The 19,684-nt window shown below is 50.8% G+C and carries 17 protein-coding genes; 3 read left to right on the top strand and 14 right to left on the bottom strand.

Annotated elements, in window-relative coordinates:
- Positions 1–9: 9 nt before the first annotated feature.
- Entirely contained in the window at positions 10–1,959 is a 1,950-nt protein-coding gene (locus tag KFE80_01125; GenBank protein ID UTW45564.1) for a trypsin-like peptidase domain-containing protein, read from the bottom strand.
- 425 nt (positions 1,960–2,384) lie between these two features.
- Between KFE80_01125 and KFE80_01120 the strand changes: the two genes are divergently transcribed.
- Positions 2,385–3,602 carry an MFS transporter gene (locus KFE80_01120; protein ID UTW45563.1) on the top strand — a complete coding sequence of 406 codons (1,218 nt, stop codon included), beginning with the start codon at positions 2,385–2,387 and terminating at the stop codon, positions 3,600–3,602.
- A gap of 680 nt (positions 3,603–4,282) precedes the next feature.
- Here the strand turns inward: KFE80_01120 and KFE80_01115 are convergent.
- The 13 genes from KFE80_01115 to arsS form a co-directional block, all read right to left on the bottom strand.
- The gene (locus KFE80_01115) at positions 4,283–6,580 is read right to left on the bottom strand and encodes an RHS repeat-associated core domain-containing protein (GenBank protein UTW45562.1); all 2,298 of its coding nucleotides are present in this window, start codon (positions 6,578–6,580) and stop codon (positions 4,283–4,285) included.
- Between the two features lie 216 nt (positions 6,581–6,796).
- On the bottom strand, positions 6,797–8,992 hold the full coding sequence (locus tag KFE80_01110; GenBank protein UTW45561.1) for a hypothetical protein: 2,196 nt from the start codon (positions 8,990–8,992) through the stop codon (positions 6,797–6,799).
- Between the two features lie 241 nt (positions 8,993–9,233).
- On the bottom strand, positions 9,234–9,767 hold the full coding sequence (locus KFE80_01105) for a DsbE family thiol:disulfide interchange protein (protein UTW45560.1): 534 nt from the start codon (positions 9,765–9,767) through the stop codon (positions 9,234–9,236).
- Positions 9,757–11,730 carry a heme lyase CcmF/NrfE family subunit gene (locus KFE80_01100; protein ID UTW45559.1) on the bottom strand — a complete coding sequence of 658 codons (1,974 nt, stop codon included), beginning with the start codon at positions 11,728–11,730 and terminating at the stop codon, positions 9,757–9,759. The genes KFE80_01105 and KFE80_01100 overlap by 11 nt, the downstream gene beginning before the upstream one ends.
- Positions 11,731–11,751: 21 nt before the next feature.
- Positions 11,752–12,231, bottom strand: coding sequence for a cytochrome c maturation protein CcmE (ccmE, locus tag KFE80_01095; GenBank protein ID UTW45558.1), 480 nt, complete (start codon positions 12,229–12,231; stop codon positions 11,752–11,754).
- Positions 12,231–12,392: a heme exporter protein CcmD gene (gene ccmD, locus KFE80_01090; protein ID UTW46570.1), complete on the bottom strand. Its 162-nt coding sequence runs from the start codon at positions 12,390–12,392 to the stop codon at positions 12,231–12,233. The genes ccmE and ccmD overlap by 1 nt, the downstream gene beginning before the upstream one ends.
- 40 nt (positions 12,393–12,432) lie before the next feature.
- Entirely contained in the window at positions 12,433–13,188 is a 756-nt protein-coding gene (locus KFE80_01085; GenBank protein ID UTW45557.1) for a heme ABC transporter permease, read from the bottom strand.
- 139 nt (positions 13,189–13,327) lie between these two features.
- Entirely contained in the window at positions 13,328–13,999 is a 672-nt protein-coding gene (gene ccmB, locus KFE80_01080) for a heme exporter protein CcmB (protein ID UTW45556.1), read from the bottom strand.
- The gene (gene ccmA / locus KFE80_01075; GenBank protein ID UTW45555.1) at positions 13,996–14,628 is read right to left on the bottom strand and encodes a cytochrome c biogenesis heme-transporting ATPase CcmA; all 633 of its coding nucleotides are present in this window, start codon (positions 14,626–14,628) and stop codon (positions 13,996–13,998) included. The genes ccmB and ccmA overlap by 4 nt, the downstream gene beginning before the upstream one ends.
- A gap of 109 nt (positions 14,629–14,737) precedes the next feature.
- A complete protein-coding gene (locus KFE80_01070) occupies positions 14,738–14,923 on the bottom strand; it encodes a hypothetical protein (GenBank protein ID UTW45554.1) in 186 nt (61 codons plus the stop codon).
- Positions 14,924–15,054: 131 nt separating this feature from the next.
- A complete protein-coding gene (locus KFE80_01065) occupies positions 15,055–15,714 on the bottom strand; it encodes a TIGR04282 family arsenosugar biosynthesis glycosyltransferase (GenBank protein UTW45553.1) in 660 nt (219 codons plus the stop codon).
- 17 nt (positions 15,715–15,731) lie between these two features.
- The gene (locus KFE80_01060; protein UTW45552.1) at positions 15,732–16,409 is read right to left on the bottom strand and encodes a TIGR04283 family arsenosugar biosynthesis glycosyltransferase; all 678 of its coding nucleotides are present in this window, start codon (positions 16,407–16,409) and stop codon (positions 15,732–15,734) included.
- A gap of 66 nt (positions 16,410–16,475) precedes the next feature.
- A complete protein-coding gene (arsS, locus tag KFE80_01055; GenBank protein ID UTW45551.1) occupies positions 16,476–17,453 on the bottom strand; it encodes an arsenosugar biosynthesis radical SAM protein ArsS in 978 nt (325 codons plus the stop codon).
- A 122-nt stretch (positions 17,454–17,575) separates the two neighbouring features.
- Here arsS and cobB point away from each other — a divergent pair, with 122 nt between their 5' ends.
- The gene (cobB, locus tag KFE80_01050) at positions 17,576–18,319 is read left to right on the top strand and encodes an NAD-dependent protein deacylase (GenBank protein ID UTW45550.1); all 744 of its coding nucleotides are present in this window, start codon (positions 17,576–17,578) and stop codon (positions 18,317–18,319) included.
- A 68-nt stretch (positions 18,320–18,387) separates the two neighbouring features.
- A complete protein-coding gene (locus KFE80_01045) occupies positions 18,388–19,590 on the top strand; it encodes a hypothetical protein (protein ID UTW45549.1) in 1,203 nt (400 codons plus the stop codon).
- Positions 19,591–19,684 lie beyond the last annotated feature (94 nt).

Genomic DNA, 19,684 nt, shown 5'->3' with positions numbered 1-19,684 from the left:
CACTTCAAGTTAGATGGATTTGTTAACGAAGTCCACCACTTGTTTTGCTGGTATTGCGTAAGCACGGGTACGGCTGTAGCGAGCGATGTTAATACCGACAAAATCTCCATTCGCGGTAAACACCGGTCCGCCACAGGCTTCCGGGCGCAGGCGCGCATCGTGAGAGAAAACGGCCTCAAAGCCATCTCGACGGATACTTTTGCCGCCCTCAAAAAACTCGGCAACGTGGCCACTGAAATTGGGGCGAACGCCAAGCACCAGCTCCACGGAAATCGGTTGGGTGTTGCGCAATGCGGTCAAAATAATTTTGTCACCAGGGGCATAGCGACGCAGAGTTTCAATCAACTGCTGGGCGGACTTCACGGATTCTCCATCGACCGTCAACAAAAAATCACCGTCCAGGAATTGCCCCGATGCGGGAGTATCTGGAAATACCCGCTCCAAACGCACCCGATTTCCCACTGTATTAGGCGCAACGCCCAAATAGCCAGCACTCTGGCGCTTGGCAATAGCAAACTCACCGGTGCTTACAACGCTGACCAAACCGTTATTTTCGGGATGAGGAGAAATCAGCAATTGCCCTCGTTCCGTAGATACACGGCCATTACTGGGCAGACGAATACCACCCCTCAGGTGCATCGGCAATTTCAGTAGTACCAGGTCGAGATTGGAGTCACGATCAACCACCGTCGCACTGTAGCGCTCACCGTTGCGCTCAAACGTAACATTCTCACCAACTCTGGAGCTTTTGCTGATCAGTAAATTGCCTGGGTGCAGGACAGTCGCCAGGGTGTTTACTATTTCACCATGTCGCACGCTGCTCAGAGACAGAGTGGAAGATTGCATGCGCTTTTCCTGAACGGAAAATACCTGCTGCAAATTTATCAGCTGTGGTTGCGGTGCTACTTTATTAACGCCAAGCGGCTGCTGGATGACCGCAATGCCCTGATTCCAACCGTCGTCAGGCTGAGTATTTTCTGGCAGCTGCAACGACAGGTTTACTGTATGACCACCCCGTTTCACCTGCACCGCTACTTCAGACTGTTTACGGGTATAAGCGCGCTGCAGTAACAATTTTACTTCCCGCGGGTATTTTGCCTCTTCCCTACCAATGGCCAATAGGCGATCACCGGTGCGTAAGCCGGAGTCATCAGCGAGTCCGCCGAGGTCCACCGAAACCACCGTGGCGGTTTGCTCAGCACCACCCAACCAGCGGCGGTGTCTGGTGGATTCTTCCGGCTCGGCAATATCAAAGCCAAACTCCGGCAACAGATCCACATCGTGGTCGTGAAACTCTTCCTTTCTCAAAAGATGGGGCCAGTAGCGGCGGAACTGATCCACGGGAATTTCGTGATTGCGATCCAGCGAACGGCCAATATTGCTGTGAATCCCAATCACACGACCCGCCATATCGTATAAAGGGCCACCAGAGTCCCCAGGCTCCATCAAACAGGTAGATTGAATAAAACCGTCGTCGGTGGCGGTATCAACAATATGGCCAAAACGAACAACGACGCCTCGTTGTTCACTGCGTAACCCCGGATAACCGAGGCTAATACAGGGCTCATTTACTTCCAAAGTAGACGACCAACCCATTTCTGCCACCGGCAGATTGTTTGGCTGATCAATTTTTATCAGCCCCATATCCACATGGGGCTCTGACCCCAACCCAGTTGCTTTAAAAGTGCGGCCATCGGGCAAAAAAACATCGTAAGCCACACCCGGTTGTACCGCGTGGCCGGCACTCAACAAATAGCCCTCTGGGCTGACAATAACCGCACTGAAGGTTCCGGCACCGTTACCTCGACGTACTTCCACAGTGGCCGGTATCACTTTTTGAACAACTTGATTTAACCGAGTTTGTAGTTGCGCTGGGTTTAAAGGCTGCTCCGTTGCCGTGGCCATCAAGGCCAGCAACAATGCCCAAGTGACAAAAAAACTGCGCTGAACCAAACTCATAATCAACCACCTTTATTCTCGATGGATAGCTTCGATGGATAACAGGCGCCCCCACACCTTCCAAACCTTCATTTAAGTAACGCTCCCCTACACAATTTGTAAAACTGCATCCGTTTGTAAACCCTGCCACCTATAAAAAATCGACTCTGCGGTTGCACTGAAACAGCGGCTGTGGTTTTATCGACTGAACAACCCAAACAACTGGACATTCAGTGAACTACCGAACCCTAAAACATTCGGCGATGCGCCCGACCTGCAAGCAGAAAATTGCTGTGGTCTGGGGGGAGGTTCCTGTTCGGTAGAAAACATTTTTGACAGATAGTTCCGTTTTCAAAACCCCGCGAACCACAACATCAAACCGGTTCGCGGGGTTTTTGTTTTTTGCGTTACCGGTTTTTACCACCACGACAAAGAGGAGAAAGACCATGGATGCTGCAATGGACATAGCAGCAAATGCCGCTCATCAAAAAAGCTGGCAACGCAATTTGGTGCTGCTGAACAGCATCGCCTTTACCCGTATGTTTATGCTGGTGCTGCCGATTTTCGTGCCGCTGATGGCCCACTACGGTTTGAACATGCACCAGACCATGTTGCTGCAATCGGTGTTTGCCGGCACGGTATTGTTGTGCGAGCTGCCCTCTGGCTACCTGTCAGATATTTGGGGTCGTCGACAGGTGCTGATTATCGCCAACCTGTTTGGCGGCCTCGGATTCAGTGTCTTATTGTTCGCCGACAGCTTTGCCAGCGTGGCACTGTTTGAAGTGTTGATTGGCGTGGCATTTTCACTGAGCAGTGGCACCGATACCAGCATGGTGTATGAGTCGGAACAGGCCCTAAAGCGCCCGGATAGCGGCAAAGCCATTGCCCACCAACTCAGCTGGATGGGCTTTGGCGAGGCCGTAGCTGCCGGTTTAACCACCCTGTTAATGTTAAAAGGCTACCGCTGGGTGTTGCTGGTGCAAATGGTCGTGGGCTGGCTGCCACTGTTACTCAGCCTGGCTTTGCGGGAGCCTCCTCGTACCCGCAGTAGCTTGAGCCACCGTGAAAATGGCAAAGCCATATGGAAAGCATTCACTGCCCAGCGCAGCATCCCCATTTTGGCGGCGCTGTTTTTGTTGGTAATGAGCTTTATCTGGTTAGTGGCCTGGTTAAACCAACCCTTGTGGCTGGGGGTTAACCTGGATCCATTCTGGTTTGGCTTGTTGTGGGGTGGAGAATGCCTGGTGGTTGGGCTGGTGGCGCGCTATGCCCAGGGAACCCATCGCTATTTGTTAGCAAGCCGACGCTGGTGGCTACTGGCCATCGCCGTGCTCGCCTCTTGGGCATTTATTGCCCATAGCGCCACCTTGGCAGGGTTGCTGGTAGGCGCGTATTTGGCCGCCACCTTACACGGCGCCGCCATCCCGTGGATACGGGAAGGCATTAACCGGTTAGTGGACAGCACTTACCGGGCCACTATTAACTCGGTGTTGAGCACATTGTTCAGGGGGTTTAATTTGTTGCTTGGGCCCTGGCTGGGAAGCCTGGTGGACACTCATGGGGCCAGCGGCGCAGGCGCCTGGTTATTACTGATAGCAGCGCCACTGGCTGTACTGTTATGTTGGTGGGGCTGGCAACAAAGGGAATCGTCAAGGGATCTCTGAAGACACAGCCACGGAAGGCTGTTCTGCCATCAGCCAGAGTCGCTGTAGTTAGAACTGCACTATGCATGCCATTTACCCAATTTATCCATCAAACAGATGGGTACTCCTGCCCATCGATGAGTTTTACAAAGTGTTTACCCTGAACTATTTTTTGCATAACGCCGTCGATTGGATAATGACCAAACTCATTAATGGATCTGAACTGCCACCGTAAAACCTGATTGGGCTAATAGAATAGCATCCGTCATAGACAGCAACGAATAGGAATCACTACCACTACAACCAGCATCGTGCTCACGACTTATAAAATGGGAAAACGCCGGGAGCCAAAGTTCCAAACCCTTCGAACCTGAAAAAGTTTGGGTGACAAAGTCACTAACGAAGGTCTTCTAAACTACTAGTTTCATTTTGACTTAGTAATTCGCCAAAGACACTTACACCTGCTACTTTCTCTATTACGCTTTCTTTGATTCCCCAAGGGGGACTCCTTTTATACCAGCATATCCACTCCAGTAACTGGCGAACCCACTCACAAGCATCACAAAAATTAGAGTCCACTCAAAGCCTTCAGTCAGCAACATAAAACCTACAAGCAAAGTACACAGTGCGGAGCAACAACATATAAATAATGCACCGACTCTATATGAAAAACTTAATTTATTATTCATCATTTCGTTCACTTATTCCGAAAGCCAAGCCGCCATTTTCTGGCTAAATCTATTTATACCGACTCTAATCCCTGAGCCAATAAGATTCCCACCTTCGTAAGCAAGGCCAATTCTGGCAGCATTCGCAACCGTCGTAACACCAACCAATCTTGCCGTTTGTATTCTTGTTCGCAAATGCCTTGCTGGCTGAAACCGTATCTTGGCCCACTGACCAATAGTCATTCCACCGGTCTTCTTCGCCATTGAACCTGCAACAAATAATCCCGCTGCTGTTTTATCAAGTTCGAGAGGGCCGAATGCAATACTGGTTCTCTTATAATTCAGAATTATATCCTCACCAGCACTATTATTTGAACGGCCACCAGTGATCTGTACCATCCCTTCCCAAAATCCATTGGAAAAATCTTCAGATACTCCATTCACAACTGCGTTATACCCAAACTTTGCTTCCCCCCAAAAACCAGTAGCAGTATTTTTAGTCCAATTCCACGCATCTTGATACCACGCATTCTCTTGTGTAGCAGATTTCCTACCATCGCTATCTCCACGATAATCGCCAACAGAATATACGCCTGATGAGCTAAATAAATCATCCCTAAAATCATAAGGTTCAAATACATCACCTTCATAACCTACATCATCTGGTGACCTACCCGTCGGATCAATATAGCTCAGTGGATTGTTGTTAGCATAAGCATAACGATTAAAGCCTTTCACATTACCATATGCCAAATGAAGTGGCGCACTGACAGGATCATTCGATAAAAAGCGTCCCATCACGGGATCATAATAACGGGCCTGCATATAGTTCAAGCCGGTCGCTTTATCACGAATATGACCAGTAAATCCCTCAAGATCATCATTGGCCGCATTACCTACTAACTGCTCGCCATAAGGGGTATAGCGCTCGCGCCAGGTAACATTTCCTAGGGCATCAGTACCGCTATTGGCACTCCCCAATTGGTTACTGTGCAGGTAGGTCACAATATTATTGGTAATCCGCGCCAAATAACCCCGAGGGCCAGAAATATAATCAGTAGTTTGATTATCCGACTGCTCGTATATATGCACCAATCTTTCGGAGCTATCGTATATGTTATAAACAGTTTTTCCATTCACTACAGCTTTGACACGTTTGAGGTTGCCATCGTATTGGTAACTACCACTAGCGGCACCCGAAACAGCAATGGGCTGGTCGGCATAATCATAACTAAAAGACTGATTCCCCAAAGTAATGACATTACCGCGGGCGTCATAACCGATTGAACGAACTCCTGAAGGTCCAGTATCGGCGGACTGACTCACTCGATTGAGGCTATCGTAAGATAGATTCACAGTACGTGAGCCCAGCTGTTTCTGGCGGATATTACCCAGAGCATCATACGTGTAGCTGCCTGAGCCCCAAGGGCCACTGGCGCTGGTTAAACGCCCCAGAGCATCGTATCCATAGGAACGATTATTTCCGGCGACTGCACCATCTATAACTGAGGTAATATGCCCCCTAACATCATAGGAAAAGGTTTGATCTATGGCCTTTTGTCCACCCTTGTAAGACAAAATCCGTGCTGGCTGTAGTCGAGCCGTCAACGTCTGGCTAAACAACTGTCCATTGCCATATGTCATTGTGTTTACTTGGCTGGAAGGGTGGTAAGTCACATTAGATGCCAGCGTAGCTGTGCCATTTTTGACGGTTTTTATGCGGCCTAAACCATCCGTGGTGTAATTTACCTGGCGTCCAGATGGCAGGGTTTGGCGAGTTAAGTGGCCACTGCTGTTGTACAGATAAGAAATCGGAAAACTAAGGCCATCTATTGCCAAGTTTTCCGAAGTCACCATATCCAGATCGTTATAGCTGTATGCCCAGTTAGCACCGCCACGGTTAATTGTTAAGACATTACCATTTGCATCGTAACTACGGCTGATGTCTGGCGTACCACTATGGCTAAAGTTTGTTGTAGTGAGGCGTCCAAGTAGGTCGTAGCTGGCATTCACTCGACTGTTATCCGATGGAACCGAGCAACCGCTATTGCTCTGCCCCTTTGCATAGGCTACTACCTGTCCGGCTGCATCATATTGATATTTAGTGGCACCTTCTTCGGGTACATAGTAGCGGCACAAACGTTGATTAAAGTCGTAGTAAAAATATTGACTTTTATCGTCACTGTATCCATTTTGCGTACCCCATTGCCGCAGTCGGGTTATCTGTCCCCACACATTTTTATACAGATATGTTCTTTTACCGGAACTGTGATACACCGCCCTATAATCTCGATTACCGGGGCCATCGTATCCGTAGCTGTAGTAATCCATATAGGCGCCAGATGGATCTTGTACGCGCATTCTGTGTGAACTGTGATAACTGTAATTTGTGACACCATAAGGCGTGACAGTTTCTGACGCTGACTGGATGCGGTTTAAACCATCGTAGGCAAAACTTCTTCCTGCGCTATTGGTTGGACTGGTAGATGGCAGAGAGACAAAGGTAGTTCGACCCAATCCATCGTACTGGCTATTGACATAAGAAGATCAGCCAGTTAACAAATCTTGCGTTCTTACCAAAGTAGCACGCCCCAATACATCGTAGGTTGTAGTGGAACGACTTTGACCATTGGTCACTGTCTGCACCAAGCCATTATTAAAATTGTAGCTCACAGAAGTATTGTTCCAACTACCAGGCGGGTTGAGCAGTGTTACACGTCCCATCACATCCCTGGTGTAATACGTTGCCTGATTTTTGGCGTCACGACTTTGAGTTAGCCAGCCATTGTTATCCACATATTGATAAACTGATAGGTTATCGGGGCGTTTTACACGCTGTGCGGTACCGCGCTTATAGTCCAGAAAATACGTAGTTCTGTTCAGCGCATCCTTTGCCCAATACAGCGCGCCCTTATACGAAGCGTTGCTGTGATAACTAAATGTGTATTCCAGCAAACCGTAGCGAGATTGTGAGGTTCTTCGTCCATAACTGTCGTAATTGTAGGCTGCAAGTTGTCGTCCATTCTGGGTAACAGTTTTTGGCAGGCCCAGCACCCATTTGGCTTTATTGTGCTCGTATGCCGTGACTGTTTCGCGCGGCGTAGTGGAAACATTGGAGTAGGTTTTTACGCTTACTGGCCGCCCAAAAGAGAATTGTGGCGACGCCATATCAGTGTTATAGGTATATTCCGTGGTAAACGTATCACCGTCGCGAGTTATAGTTTCTTTGGAGAGAAATTTATATCGACCATATTTATTACCATTGGCACTTCGACTAAGCCCAACTGATCTACCGTAGCGCCAGGTAGTCTGATACTCGCGTTGAATAACCTGCAAAGGGCTTGTAGATCCAGAGGCGAAATATTCCACCCGTTCAACCATACCTGCCTTCCAGCTTTGACCACTTGCTTGCCGATTAACGTAACTGACCATTCTGTTTCCAACTGGGTCAGTTATCGTTCTCTCCTTGGTGTCGGACAGTTGTGGGGAATATCCATCAAAATTACCCAGGTCTTCTTCATAATCATAAGTCCATGTGTAATCTGGAATACCACTACCATAAAGAGTCTTTCGAATAACGGCCATGTTAAGCGAATTAGTTGGAGCTACGGGGTTAGAACCATCATCATCTTCGTCAAAACCAGCTTCGCCACAATCCTGATTTAATTCATAGTCACTGGGCCTTCCACTTGCGTCTACATCTTTTCGTCCATTTGAAATAATTCGAAATTCGAACCGTCCAAAAAGACCATTAGGGTGCTTTACAAGTAGATCAGTTTCTTGAAGGCATTCCGAATGTAAATTTTCACGAATGAGCGCGGTAGTATCACCAATTGTCCAAAAACGACCATCTGGAAGAATAACTTTATTTAGTGCATAAGAAATATCAGCGTAAGAGCTAGTGTACTGGTACTGCCAAGTACGACCGTTAGTGCTTGCGCTTGACACCATACCATTTGAGTTGTAACCAACAGTGATTTCGCGCCCATCATTGCTATGTATACGAGTTAACTGCACTGGTGCGTTGAGTGTAGAAGGAGTTGTGTACTCGTAACGAACCCAATTGCCATAAACATCTTCGACCAGGGAGGCGTATAAGGCATCATCTCCTCTATAGCTACCTGCAATTTTTATCCGAGAATATTTACCACCATCCTGATCGAAATGGTATTTGGTGCCTTCAGGAGATACACCAATCATGTATCCACTTGTGCCATTACTGCAATAGAGTATCCAACCATTTTCCGTAGCATAGCGAGCATGAGAAGGAAATGGGTTGTTATCTAAAGGTGTTGCCGTTAGAACTCCTCCAGAAGTGGAGTAAGATTTACCGATCAGTGTTAAAGATTGCTCTTGCCCATTAGTATCCAAGACTCTTACAGATTGACCATCGTCCCCCCAAGGGTTTCCACAGGAACCATCCACTCCTACAATTTGCGGAACATCAAAGCGCCATGTCCCCATAGGACTATATTTATGGCTAAAGGAAGTGTTGATACGACGGCCAAACTGTACTGGAAGTCTCGAATTACCAGGCACAGAAATGTCGACCACATAGAAAGAAAGTTCACCAGTATCAATATCGACAGTATCACCAAGAATGGCACCTCCATCAGCAGAAATACTATATGTGCCATCTAAATCTGACATAAATTCTTCTGCTTTCGAATAGACGGAACACAGCGCTAACAAGGAGAGCAGAAAAGAAGACAGCAGCGGTTTGGAGAGAAGGGGCAGTTGCATAATGATTTCCCTATTCTGTAATGCGTGTTATCCCAACGTATGCACTTGGCGGAGGCGCCACTGAACGTGGAGTGCTAGTTGACGTGTTTTTTTATCCTTATAAAAAACAAGTTCAAACTCCAGTGAATGTTTTGCATAAAACTATGCAGAAAATGCAAGAACTGCTTTTTCTTTGTGCTGCAATTGAAAAAAATCCACACTCTCACAGAAAAAAAGTGCGGTAATAACGACTTTCCAGTAATTACTCTGCAACCAGTTGCCGATAAATCGGCTCCATCTCCTGCTGCCAGATTTCCGGGGTTACCATGCCAATGCGCTTGTAGCGAATCACTCCTTGCTTATCGACAAGATAAGTCTCCGGGGCCGCATAGACGCCCATATCAATAGCAAAACGCCCTTCTGCATCCGCCCACACCTGATTAAACGGATTGCCGTGCTCTTCCAGCCACTCAAGGGCGTTTTCCCGCTCATCCCGGTAATTGACACCAACCAGGTGCACACCGTTTTCAGCCAAGTGGGTCAAAAACGGATGCTCTTGAATACACACATAGCACCAGCTGCCCCAAAAATTCAGCAGCGATACTTTGCCTTCAAGTTGGCTATTATCCGCGGTGTCGGAAGGGCTGTACAACAGGGGCAGCTGGAACGCCGGCACCGCCTTGTTAATCAAGGGGGATTTAATTTCATGGATATCACGATCGGAGTTTAGCCCCCACCACAGCAGCAGGGAAAATACCGCAAACGCTAACAGTGGGAAAAAGCGTTTAAGCGCCACTGGTCACCCCCAATTCAGCGGTATCGGAGCGGCGCTTCAGGCGGCGGTAACGCTTGTCCAAAGCCGCCAATAGCGACCCCAGTGCAACCAATATGGCACCCAGCCATATCCAACGCACAAAGGGCTTCACCTGCACACTGACCGCCCAGGCCTCCCCTTCCATTGGCCGGGATAAAGTTACCATCAGATCGCGCCAGAAACCGGCATCAATTCCCGCCTCAGTCATCGGTTGCTCACGCACCGGGTAATAGCGTTTTTCGGGCAACAAGATCGCTGGTGAACCACTGCCCTTTTGGGCTGAAAAGTGGGCTCGGAAAGACTGAAAGTTTGGCCCCTGGTATTGCTCTACCCGATCAAAGCGGAATTCGTAGCCACCCAACTGAACGCTGTCACCGGGTGCCATTTTAACGTCTGAACGCTCGTTATATACCGATGTCAATGCCACACCCAGCAACGCCACAGCAATGCCGACATGGGCCACTACCATACCGTAGTAACTGCCTTTCAAACGCCTCAAGCCCTGCCAACGGGAACTATTGTGAGTGCTTTTTTTGGCCAAATCCTGCAACGTTACCGCGCACACCCAGGTACCGATGGCGATAGACACTGCCGCAATCCAGGAATAAAACGGCATGAACAGTGGCAACAGCGCACCCATCAGCAACGAGGCCGCTACCGGCCAGCGTATAGCCGCCATCAGATTCGCCACTTGATGACGCTTCCAGTTAATGATGGCTCCCAGTGGAATCAACACCACCAATACCGCAAATACCGGGTTAAACAGCAGGTTAAACCAAGGGGCACCAATGGAAAGGCGGCGGCCTTCCATCCACTCGTAATAGAGCGGGTAAAGGGTTCCAACAAACACAATGCCCAAGCACAGCATCAGCAAAATGTTGTTGAGCAGCAAAAAGGTTTCCCGGGATAGCGGCTCAAACCGTGATACGCTGCGCACCACCCCACTGCGAAGGGCAAACAGCAACAGAGAACCGCCAATCACCACCCCCAGAATACCGAGGATAAACACACCTCGAGCGCTGTCCACTGCAAAAGCGTGTACCGAGTTGATAATGCCGGAGCGCACCAGGAAGGTACCCAGAAGACTCAGAGAAAACGCCAAAATAGCCAACAGTAAAGTCCAGGTACGGAACATGCCCCGCTTCTCGGCTACCGCCAGGCTGTGTACCAAGCCCGTACCCACCAGCCAGGGCATAAAAGAGGCGTTTTCCACCGGATCCCAAAACCACCAGCCGCCCCAGCCCAATTCGTAGTAAGCCCACCAGCTACCCAGAGCGATACCCATAGTCAGGAATGCCCAGGCGGTATTGGTCCAGGGCCGCACCCATCGGGTCCAGGCGGTGTCCAGGCGCCCGCCAATCAAGGCCGCCATGGCAAACGAAAAGGCCACCGAAAAGCCCACATAACCCATGTAGAGCACTGGCGGGTGAACGATCATGCCAAAGTCCTGCAACAGTGGGTTGAGGTCTCGGCCTTCGGACGGGAACGCGGGCAAAATGCGTTCGAACGGGTTGGAGGCAATTAATAAATACAACAGGAAGCAGGCGCTAATGCCCCCCATGACCGCCAATACCCGGGCAGAAAGCGCCTGTGGCAAGTTTCGACTCAGCAGTGCAACGGCCAATGTCCAGCCCACTTGGATAAATTCCCAGAGCAGGAACGAGCCTTCGTGGGCTCCCCATACGGCGGTAACCTTATAGTGATCCGGCAATTGGGTATTGGAGTTGGCAGCAACGTAGGCGACGGAAAAATCGCTGTCGAGAAACGACTGCACCAAGCAGTAAAGGGCCAGCCCCACCAACACAAACTGGCCCACCGACAGAGAACGCGCCATGGCCATCCAGCGCTGATTGCCAATTGCTGCCCCCCACATGGGGAAAATCGTCTGCAGCACCGCCAGGCACAGCGCCAAAATCAACGCAAACTGGCCGAGTTCGGGGATCATGGAGAGTCCTGCAACCATTATTTATTCCCCATCCGGGCCATTGCTGGCTTCGCCGGCTTCTTGCTGTTGCTGCCAGCGGTGGCCTTCTTCCATGGCTTGTTGAATTTCCGGCGGCGTGTAGTTTTCATCGTGCTTGGCCAGCACCTCATCCGCCTGAAGTACGCCATTGGCATCAATGACTCCCAATGCCAAAGCCGCTTCCCCTTCGGCAAACAAATCCGGGCGAATGCCGGTGTAGTGCACTTCCAGTTGATGAGGGCCATCGGTCACCTCAAAACTTACAAACAGAGAATCCTTGGACTCTTTGAGGCTGCCTTTAACCACCATACCGCCAGCACGAATACGAGCGCCATCCGGAACTTCACCAGCAGCAATCTGTGTGGGTGTGTAAAACAGGTTCATATTGGTGCCCAGGGCAGTAACCCCAAGGCCAACCACAATGGAGGCGGCTATTACGATAAACAGCACCAAAAACAGGCGTTGACGACGTACCGGGTGCATTATGTTTTCTCCGCTTGCTGTTTGGCGGCATCACGGCGCATCTGCCGCCGCAGATCCTTGCGCAATTTTTTGGCGCGCTGAATTGGGGCCATCACCGTAGCCAGTAAAATGACCAGAGCAATGCCGTAGGCCGACCACACATAGGGGCCATGGCGCCCCATGGCTAAAAATTCACTAAAGCTCTCAAAGTAAAACACGCTGTCACGACTCCCGAGCAGATTCAGTCACCAAGGCTTTTACCCATTGGGTACGGCGTTCGCGGTAGATAACTTCGTTGCGCATGCGCAAGAACAGCACCACGGCAAAAAAACCGTAAAAGCCCACGATCATCACCCAGAAAGGCCAGGCCATGGAAGGATCGATGGAAGACCGTTCAGTCAATTTAAAGGTGGCGGGTTGATGCAGGGTATTCCACCAGTCCGCCGCCTTGTAGATGATGGGGATATTCACCGTTCCCACCAGCGCCAACACCGCGCTGGCTTTGCTGCCCGCCTCTTTGTCCGCATAGGCTTCCTGCAGTGCAACCACACCCAGATAGAGAAAAAACAGAATCAACATGGAGGTGAGTTTGGCGTCCCATTCCCAGTAGGTGCCCCAGGTGGGTTTGCCCCAAATGGCCCCGGTAATCAGTGCCACCGCGGTCAGCGCGGCACCGATGGGCGCGCTGCATTTCATGGCAACAAACGCCAGTTTCATACGCCATATCAGGCCCACTGCACCGGCGATGGCCATCAAGTAAAAGCCCGCCAGAGACAACATGGCGGAAGGCACATGAATGTAGAAAATGCGCATACTGTTGCCTTGTTTGGCATCGGGAGGCGCAATCGCCAGCCCCCACACCAAGCCGGTCAGCATGACTATAACTGTCAGCGGCACCAGCCACTTCAGCCACACACTGCTGCGTTCGTAAAACCACCTGGGCGACCCCAAACGGTGAAACCAAGTCCAATTAGCCATCAACAACTCACCAACTTATCAACTGTAGTATGCCGGGTGTGGTTTTAAAACCGTGGGCAGCAGGGATGCTGCCCTCGAGCTTACAAGAACGTATGCACAGCGTGTTTCAAAACCACAACTGGCATAGCTTCCCCACCTACTACCCATGCATACTAATCTTTAACGCCCCGGAACACGCAAAGGGCGCCAGCAATAGCGACAGCGCCAACAGTGCGCCAACTACCAACAGCGGGCCATCCGGCGAAAACCCATCTACCGCCCGCTGTACCGATCCAGCGCCAAACACCAGTACCGGCATATACAGCGGGGTTACCACCAAAGACAACAGCAATCCGCCACGACGTAAAGCCACGGTCAGGGCTGCGCCGATTGCACCAATTAAGCTGAGCGCAGCGGTACCCAACAGCAAGCTGAGCAACATCGGCTTATAGCCCGTTTCCGGCAAAGACAGCATTATCCCCAGCAAGGGTGAAAGCAGCGTCAAGGGCAGCCCGGTTACCAACCAGTGAGCCACCACTTTAGCGAGCACAATCAACCACAAAGGCTGGGCACTGATCACCATTTGTTCCAGACTGCCATCGCGATAATCGCTCTGAAACAGACCATCTACAGACAGCAAGGTTGCCAGTAACGCCATCACCCAGATAATGCCCGGCGCAATGCTCGACAATTGTTGCGGTGACGGAGAAATAGCCAGGGGAATCAGTGTTAACACAATCAGGAAAAACACCAGTGGATTGGCCAGTTCGCCGCGGCGACGCATGGCCAGCAGCAGATCGCGACGCAACACAGTCCCAAATGCCCCGTTCATGACTGTGACCCCATGCGCAAGGATTTTACGCCATCAATAGCCAGCGGCTGGTGAGTGGTTAACACCACCGCCCCACCCTTTTTTACATGGTGCTGCAATTGCTGTTCGAGAGCGGCCACCCCGGTTCGATCAATAGCGGTAAACGGCTCATCCAACACCCAAAGCGCGGCTTGACTGATATACAAACGCGCCAGGGCCACCCGGCGCTGCTGGCCGGCGGACAAACTGTGGCAGGGAACGTCCTCATATCCTTGCAGGCCGACACGGGCGAGGGTATCTGTTAAAGACTCTAAGGGTTTGCTGCCCCCTTGCAGGCGATCCAGCCAACGCAGGTTCTCCTCTGGGGTGAGCGTGCTTTTAATGCCAGTTTGATGGCCGATATATAACAGCTCACTGGCGTATTCATAAGCGCACTTTTGCACCGGCGTTCCACGCCAGCGACACTCTCCGGAATGGGCTGACAACGAACCGATTAGCACTTTCAGAAGCGTTGTTTTACCGCTGCCATTATCGCCGCTGACCTGCAAAATATCCCCTGCCTCTACTGTGGTACTCAGGTCGGAAAAAAGCAGGCGGTCATCGCGCTCAAAGGAGAGCCCACACAGCTGTAACAGAGGGGATGAAGTCAAAGAAGCGCACCGGTTTTTAAGCTGGGCGCATTATACAGATAAACCGTAAAATTGACCCGCCTCGCACATGAAGCACGTCAAGTTTATGGACAATAATTAGTCGCCTGGATTAATCGTCCATATCGAAGTCGTAATCACTGAGCTGGCGCTTTAATCGCTGCTCTTCAAGGCGGTCTTCCAAACGTCGTCGGACATCAGGGCATGTCGCCGACTCAGTGGTGGATTCAGGCTCAGAATCGTTGTTTTCCATATCCATATCGTCGAAGTCAGTATCATCAAGTTCTTCAGTGCCCATTAAGGTACAACCCTCCACAGACAGTAAACAGACAAAACCAGCGTCTCAATAGCGTTATGAGTGGTTACACTCAAAGCCCATGATGCGAAAATTAGTACGCTTTGACGGTAATTTCAAGCCACTTTTTCAGGTTATAGCGCAGATGACTCCAGTGGGCCCTGTGGCTGCCAATCCGGAAATACCCGAGACAGGTGCACCAGGTCGTCCGGGCGATCAATATCCGCCAGTGCAGGCAGCTCCCGATACCGCCATTGAAGCGCCTGCAGGCGCTCCCGGGTCAACGCCAGCACCTGCTCAGTGCCCCAGGGCATATTGCAAAAAAGCTTAGCGTCTACACGGCGCAGGCCAATCAGCACATAACCGCCATCATTCGCTGGCCCGAGCACACAATCGTTGCCCTGCTCCAAAGCTTCGCAGGCACTGGCCAGGTAATTCCGATCGAAGAAGGGGCAATCGCTGCCAATAATCAGCACGCCTTTGACTGAGGCCAGCGCCTTTTCAGCCGTGCGCTGCATACGCTCACCCAAATCAGCACCCTGCTGATATTCAATATTGGATGAAGTCACTATAGATTGGAAAAAATTGTCATCACTGCCAGCGATAGAAAATCGGTGAGGCGCTACCGCTGCGTTGTGCACACGCTGAAAGCAATGTTCCACCAAACGGCAATGCAGTTGCAGGCAGCCCTGCTCCCCCAGTACTGGCTGCAAGCGGGTTTTTACCTTACCCGTTTGCGGCGCCTTGGCGTATTGAATAATGCGGTAGTTGGGGTACAGGTAAGTGGTTGTCATTTTGAAGCTTGTAGAGGCTAGTAATACTGTTTTACCAATTCACCGGGGTCTGCACCGCGAAAAAAGCGCCAGCGCAATCGCCACATCAGCCACACCGTGCGCCAAACACCATCACGCTCCCAGCGCCGGCTGGAGGTCAATACCGGTGGCTCCACCAAACGGGCGCGCTTTTGCTGGCGCAACCGGGTTGTCAATTCGACATCTTCCATCAATGGAATATCCCGATAGCCTCCCAGTTGATCAAACAAGGTGCGCTGCACATAGATGCACTGATCCCCGGTGGCCACGGAGGTAAGTCGGGAACGCAAATTGATAAAGAAAGTCACCATTTTCAGCAGCGCCTCGGAGCCACTGAGGCGCACTTTAAAAAAGCCCCACAGGGGCTGATGCTTTTGAATGCTTTGCCAACATTCCAGAAAATCATCTGGCAACTGGGTATCTGCGTGGAGGAACAACAGGTAGTCACCGGAGGCAATCATGGCCCCGGCATTCATTTGCCGAGCTCGCCCAGGATCGCAAAGCCAGACTATATCCACCAAGGGTTCGGCCAATTGAGTGGTGTTATCGCGGCTGCCACCGTCGCACAAAATAATTTCGACCCCTTCCTGACGAAGGGGCTGCAGCGGCTTTAGGGTGTCTTCAATTAACTGCGCTTCGTTGAGCGCAGGAATAATAATCGACAGCTTTTGGTGCATTATTGTCAGCGGTGCTTTTTGTTATTGGTAATGGCTGCTATTGGAAATCAAAGTGGTGGCTATTGTCTACTCTTCCAGTGCGCCCCCGCAACTGCTGCCCTGCCCGGCGGTACAACCGTAGCAATGCTCGCCAATCACAATGGGGTTGCCATTAAAATCACTTTGCAACAATTGGCTCAGGTGGCGCTGGCGGTCACTGGCAATCAGGGAGCTGACTTCCTGCAAGGGCAGCTCCAACATCTGGTTAAAATCGCAGTCATACAGGTTGCCCTGCCAGTCCACACTGATCAAAGAATGGCACATGACTGTTTCCAAATTGTTATCGCTGTAGCTCTGTTTAAGCAAATCCATGTAGTCGTTAAACAAACCCTTGGCCAACAGCATGCCGCCAAAACGGCTGATGGGCATATTGGTGATGGTAAACAGGCTGTGAAACTCGATGCCAAACTGCTCTCTCAGCTGCTGCTTGTAATCGTTTTCCAGCTGCATTTGCGGCGGCGGCAAAAAGGCGCCATTGGGGTTATAAACCAGATTCAGGGGCAAATCGTCACGGATACCGTAACCCAGCTTGTTGAGTTTTTGCAGCGCATCAATACTGTCACCAAAAACCCCCTTGCCACGCTGCTTATTGACGTTCTGCTCTGAGTAACAGGGTAGCGACGCCACTATGGTCACTTTGTGATCCGCGAGAAATTCAGCCAAATCTTCATAACCGGGCTCTTGCAAAATGGTCAGGTTGCAGCGATCAATCACCTCCACCCCCAACTCGGTTGCCTGCTCGACCAGATAGCGAAAGTGAGGGTTCATTTCCGGGGCGCCACCCGTTAAGTCGAGGGTCTGCAGGCGATGATGTTTCAATACTTGCAACACCAGTTCCACGTTTTCACGACTCATCAATTCAGTACGCTTGGGGCCGGCATTCACGTGGCAATGGGTGCAGCTGAGATTGCACAAATACCCCAGATTCACCTGTAAAGTGGTCAGTGCTCCGCGACGCAGCGGAGGAAAATCTGTATCCAGCAACAGTGGGCGGGTATCAAGCATTCGGTGCAGCTCCTGAGAAACGTTGAGTCTGGTGGTTTTATGTCCGGTTGTTGGTCAGACAGCGCCAATGAGTGGAAGTTTTCTGCCACAATCACTCTCTTTGGAGCCGACAGGATACTGAGATGGCCAATCAATTTCATTCTATCGTAGTGCTCACCGGCGCGGGTATCTCTGCTGAGTCCGGTATCCGTACATTTCGTGCCATCGATGGTTTGTGGGAAGAGCACAGAATTGAGGACGTCGCCTCACCAGAAGGGTTTCAACGCAATCCAGAATTTGTACACCGCTTCTACAGCGAGCGCCGTCAGCAATTACTCGGCGATGACATAAAACCCAATTTGGCACACCAGGCCCTGGCCCACTTTGAACAAGCCTGGCAAGGCAATTTTCTGCTAGTTACCCAAAATATCGACGATTTGCACGAGCGCAGTGGCAGCCAAAACCTGATTCATATGCACGGAGAGTTGCTGAAAATGCGTTGTTCAAACAGCGGGCAGCTCTACCCATGGCGCGAGGCAAGCACCGTGGACAGCTTGTGCGAGTGTTGTTCACCCGCGGCAAAGCTAAGGCCTCACGTGGTTTGGTTTGGTGAAATGCCCCTGGAAATGGAGCGCATTTATCAGGCCCTGGAACAGTGCGATCTGTTTGTTTCCATTGGCACATCCGGCAATGTCTATCCCGCCGCCGGATTTTTTCAAGTTGCTCACCAGGCAGGTGCCCATACCGTAGAGCTGAATCTGGAGCCCAGCGCATCGGCTTCAAAGTTCGCCGAACAGGAATACGGGCCGGCCACTGAGCTAGTACCGGAATTTTTCAACCAGTTGCTTGGGAATGCAACTGATCTCAAACCAAAAGACAATGATTGACACACATCATATGGCCAAGCTCTTGCAAGCACTAAGGTGGCTCTATCACAGATTTGCACTGGCCTCAGATGGAATACTCACCCACAAATTGGGAAATCGCCGACATTCCCATCCGCTACCCGCTGGAGAAGCAAGAGCCTATCAACACCTGTCCGGAAAGGTCTTGTTTGCCTATTGGCCCTGCTGAATCGAACAATCACAATGGCCGTACCGGGCTCTCCCTGACCGTTGATGGGGAAGACTGGCAGCAGCAGTTACAGCTGTTACCCATGGAGCTGGCACTTTACAGCAAAGACCTGAGCCAACGACCCGTGGATCAAGTGTGGCTAAAGGGGGGCGAGTTACATCGGCTGTCACCGGCCGACCTGACTTTGTTGTGTTACCAGATAAGCAGTGCTCTGAAGCATCAAAGCAGTAATATCGTCTACGGTTTTGAAATTGATCATCGGCAAATCACCGCAGACAGACTGGCACTGCTGCAAGGGTTGCATTTTAATCGCCTGCGTATCCACTTTGGTAACACCCCGGAGCTGTGCAACGGTGGCTGGATGCGCCGGGTAGATACCACTCTGTCACTTTTGGATAACGCCGGCTTTGACCAAGTGGAGTGCCAGGTAAAGCTGACAGAATTTACTGATATTGAAGCACTGAACCGCTTGCTGCTGAGCCTACAGCTCTATAACCCGCAACAGATCGAACTGATAGGTTCGGTACGAGAGAAATCGGGAAAAATTAGCCCCCAAACCACCAAAGCCTACCTGAATATTCTGAAACGTGCCCAGCAAAGGGGCTACCAGGTATTGGGCAACCAGATATTGATACCCGCTGGCAGCAAGCTCAAACAGCTGTACGACAAACACCAATTGCACTTTACCCCCTGGGGCTACTGCGCCACAGATTTGACGGCATGGTTTGGCCTTGGCCTTTCTGCCACTGGCCACACCGGGGCATTCTATTACCGCAATTGCAGTAACCTCCGTTGCTATCGAGACAAATTGTCCAGCGGCTACCTCCCCTACCAATGGCGTCATTTAATCGGCGAACAGCAAACGGTAGATCAAGCATTGGTCCAATCGTTATTGTGCTACGGGCAAGTTAATAATGATCTGTTAGAAGCTCTGCCAGCAAACAGCAAACAACAGGCAGACCGAGCTATTGCCCGCGCCTGCGAGCGTTTGTGGTTGGAATCCAACACCAACCAATGGCAGCTAACCGCCACCGGCAGAACCAACCTGCAAGCCCTTCTGCACGACCTGCAGCTAGCGCCGTAACACGGATTAGGGCGTTCTCCCAATCAGAGAGATTCAGAATGGCTGTTCTTTAAGAGCTGGAAAATCGTATAATCGGGTTTTTCCACCACTTGAT

This window comes from bacterium SCSIO 12696 (genome assembly GCA_024397955.1).
Taxonomy (GTDB): domain Bacteria; phylum Pseudomonadota; class Gammaproteobacteria; order Pseudomonadales; family Porticoccaceae; genus SCSIO-12696.
This window is presented reverse-complemented; position numbering and strand designations above follow the sequence as displayed.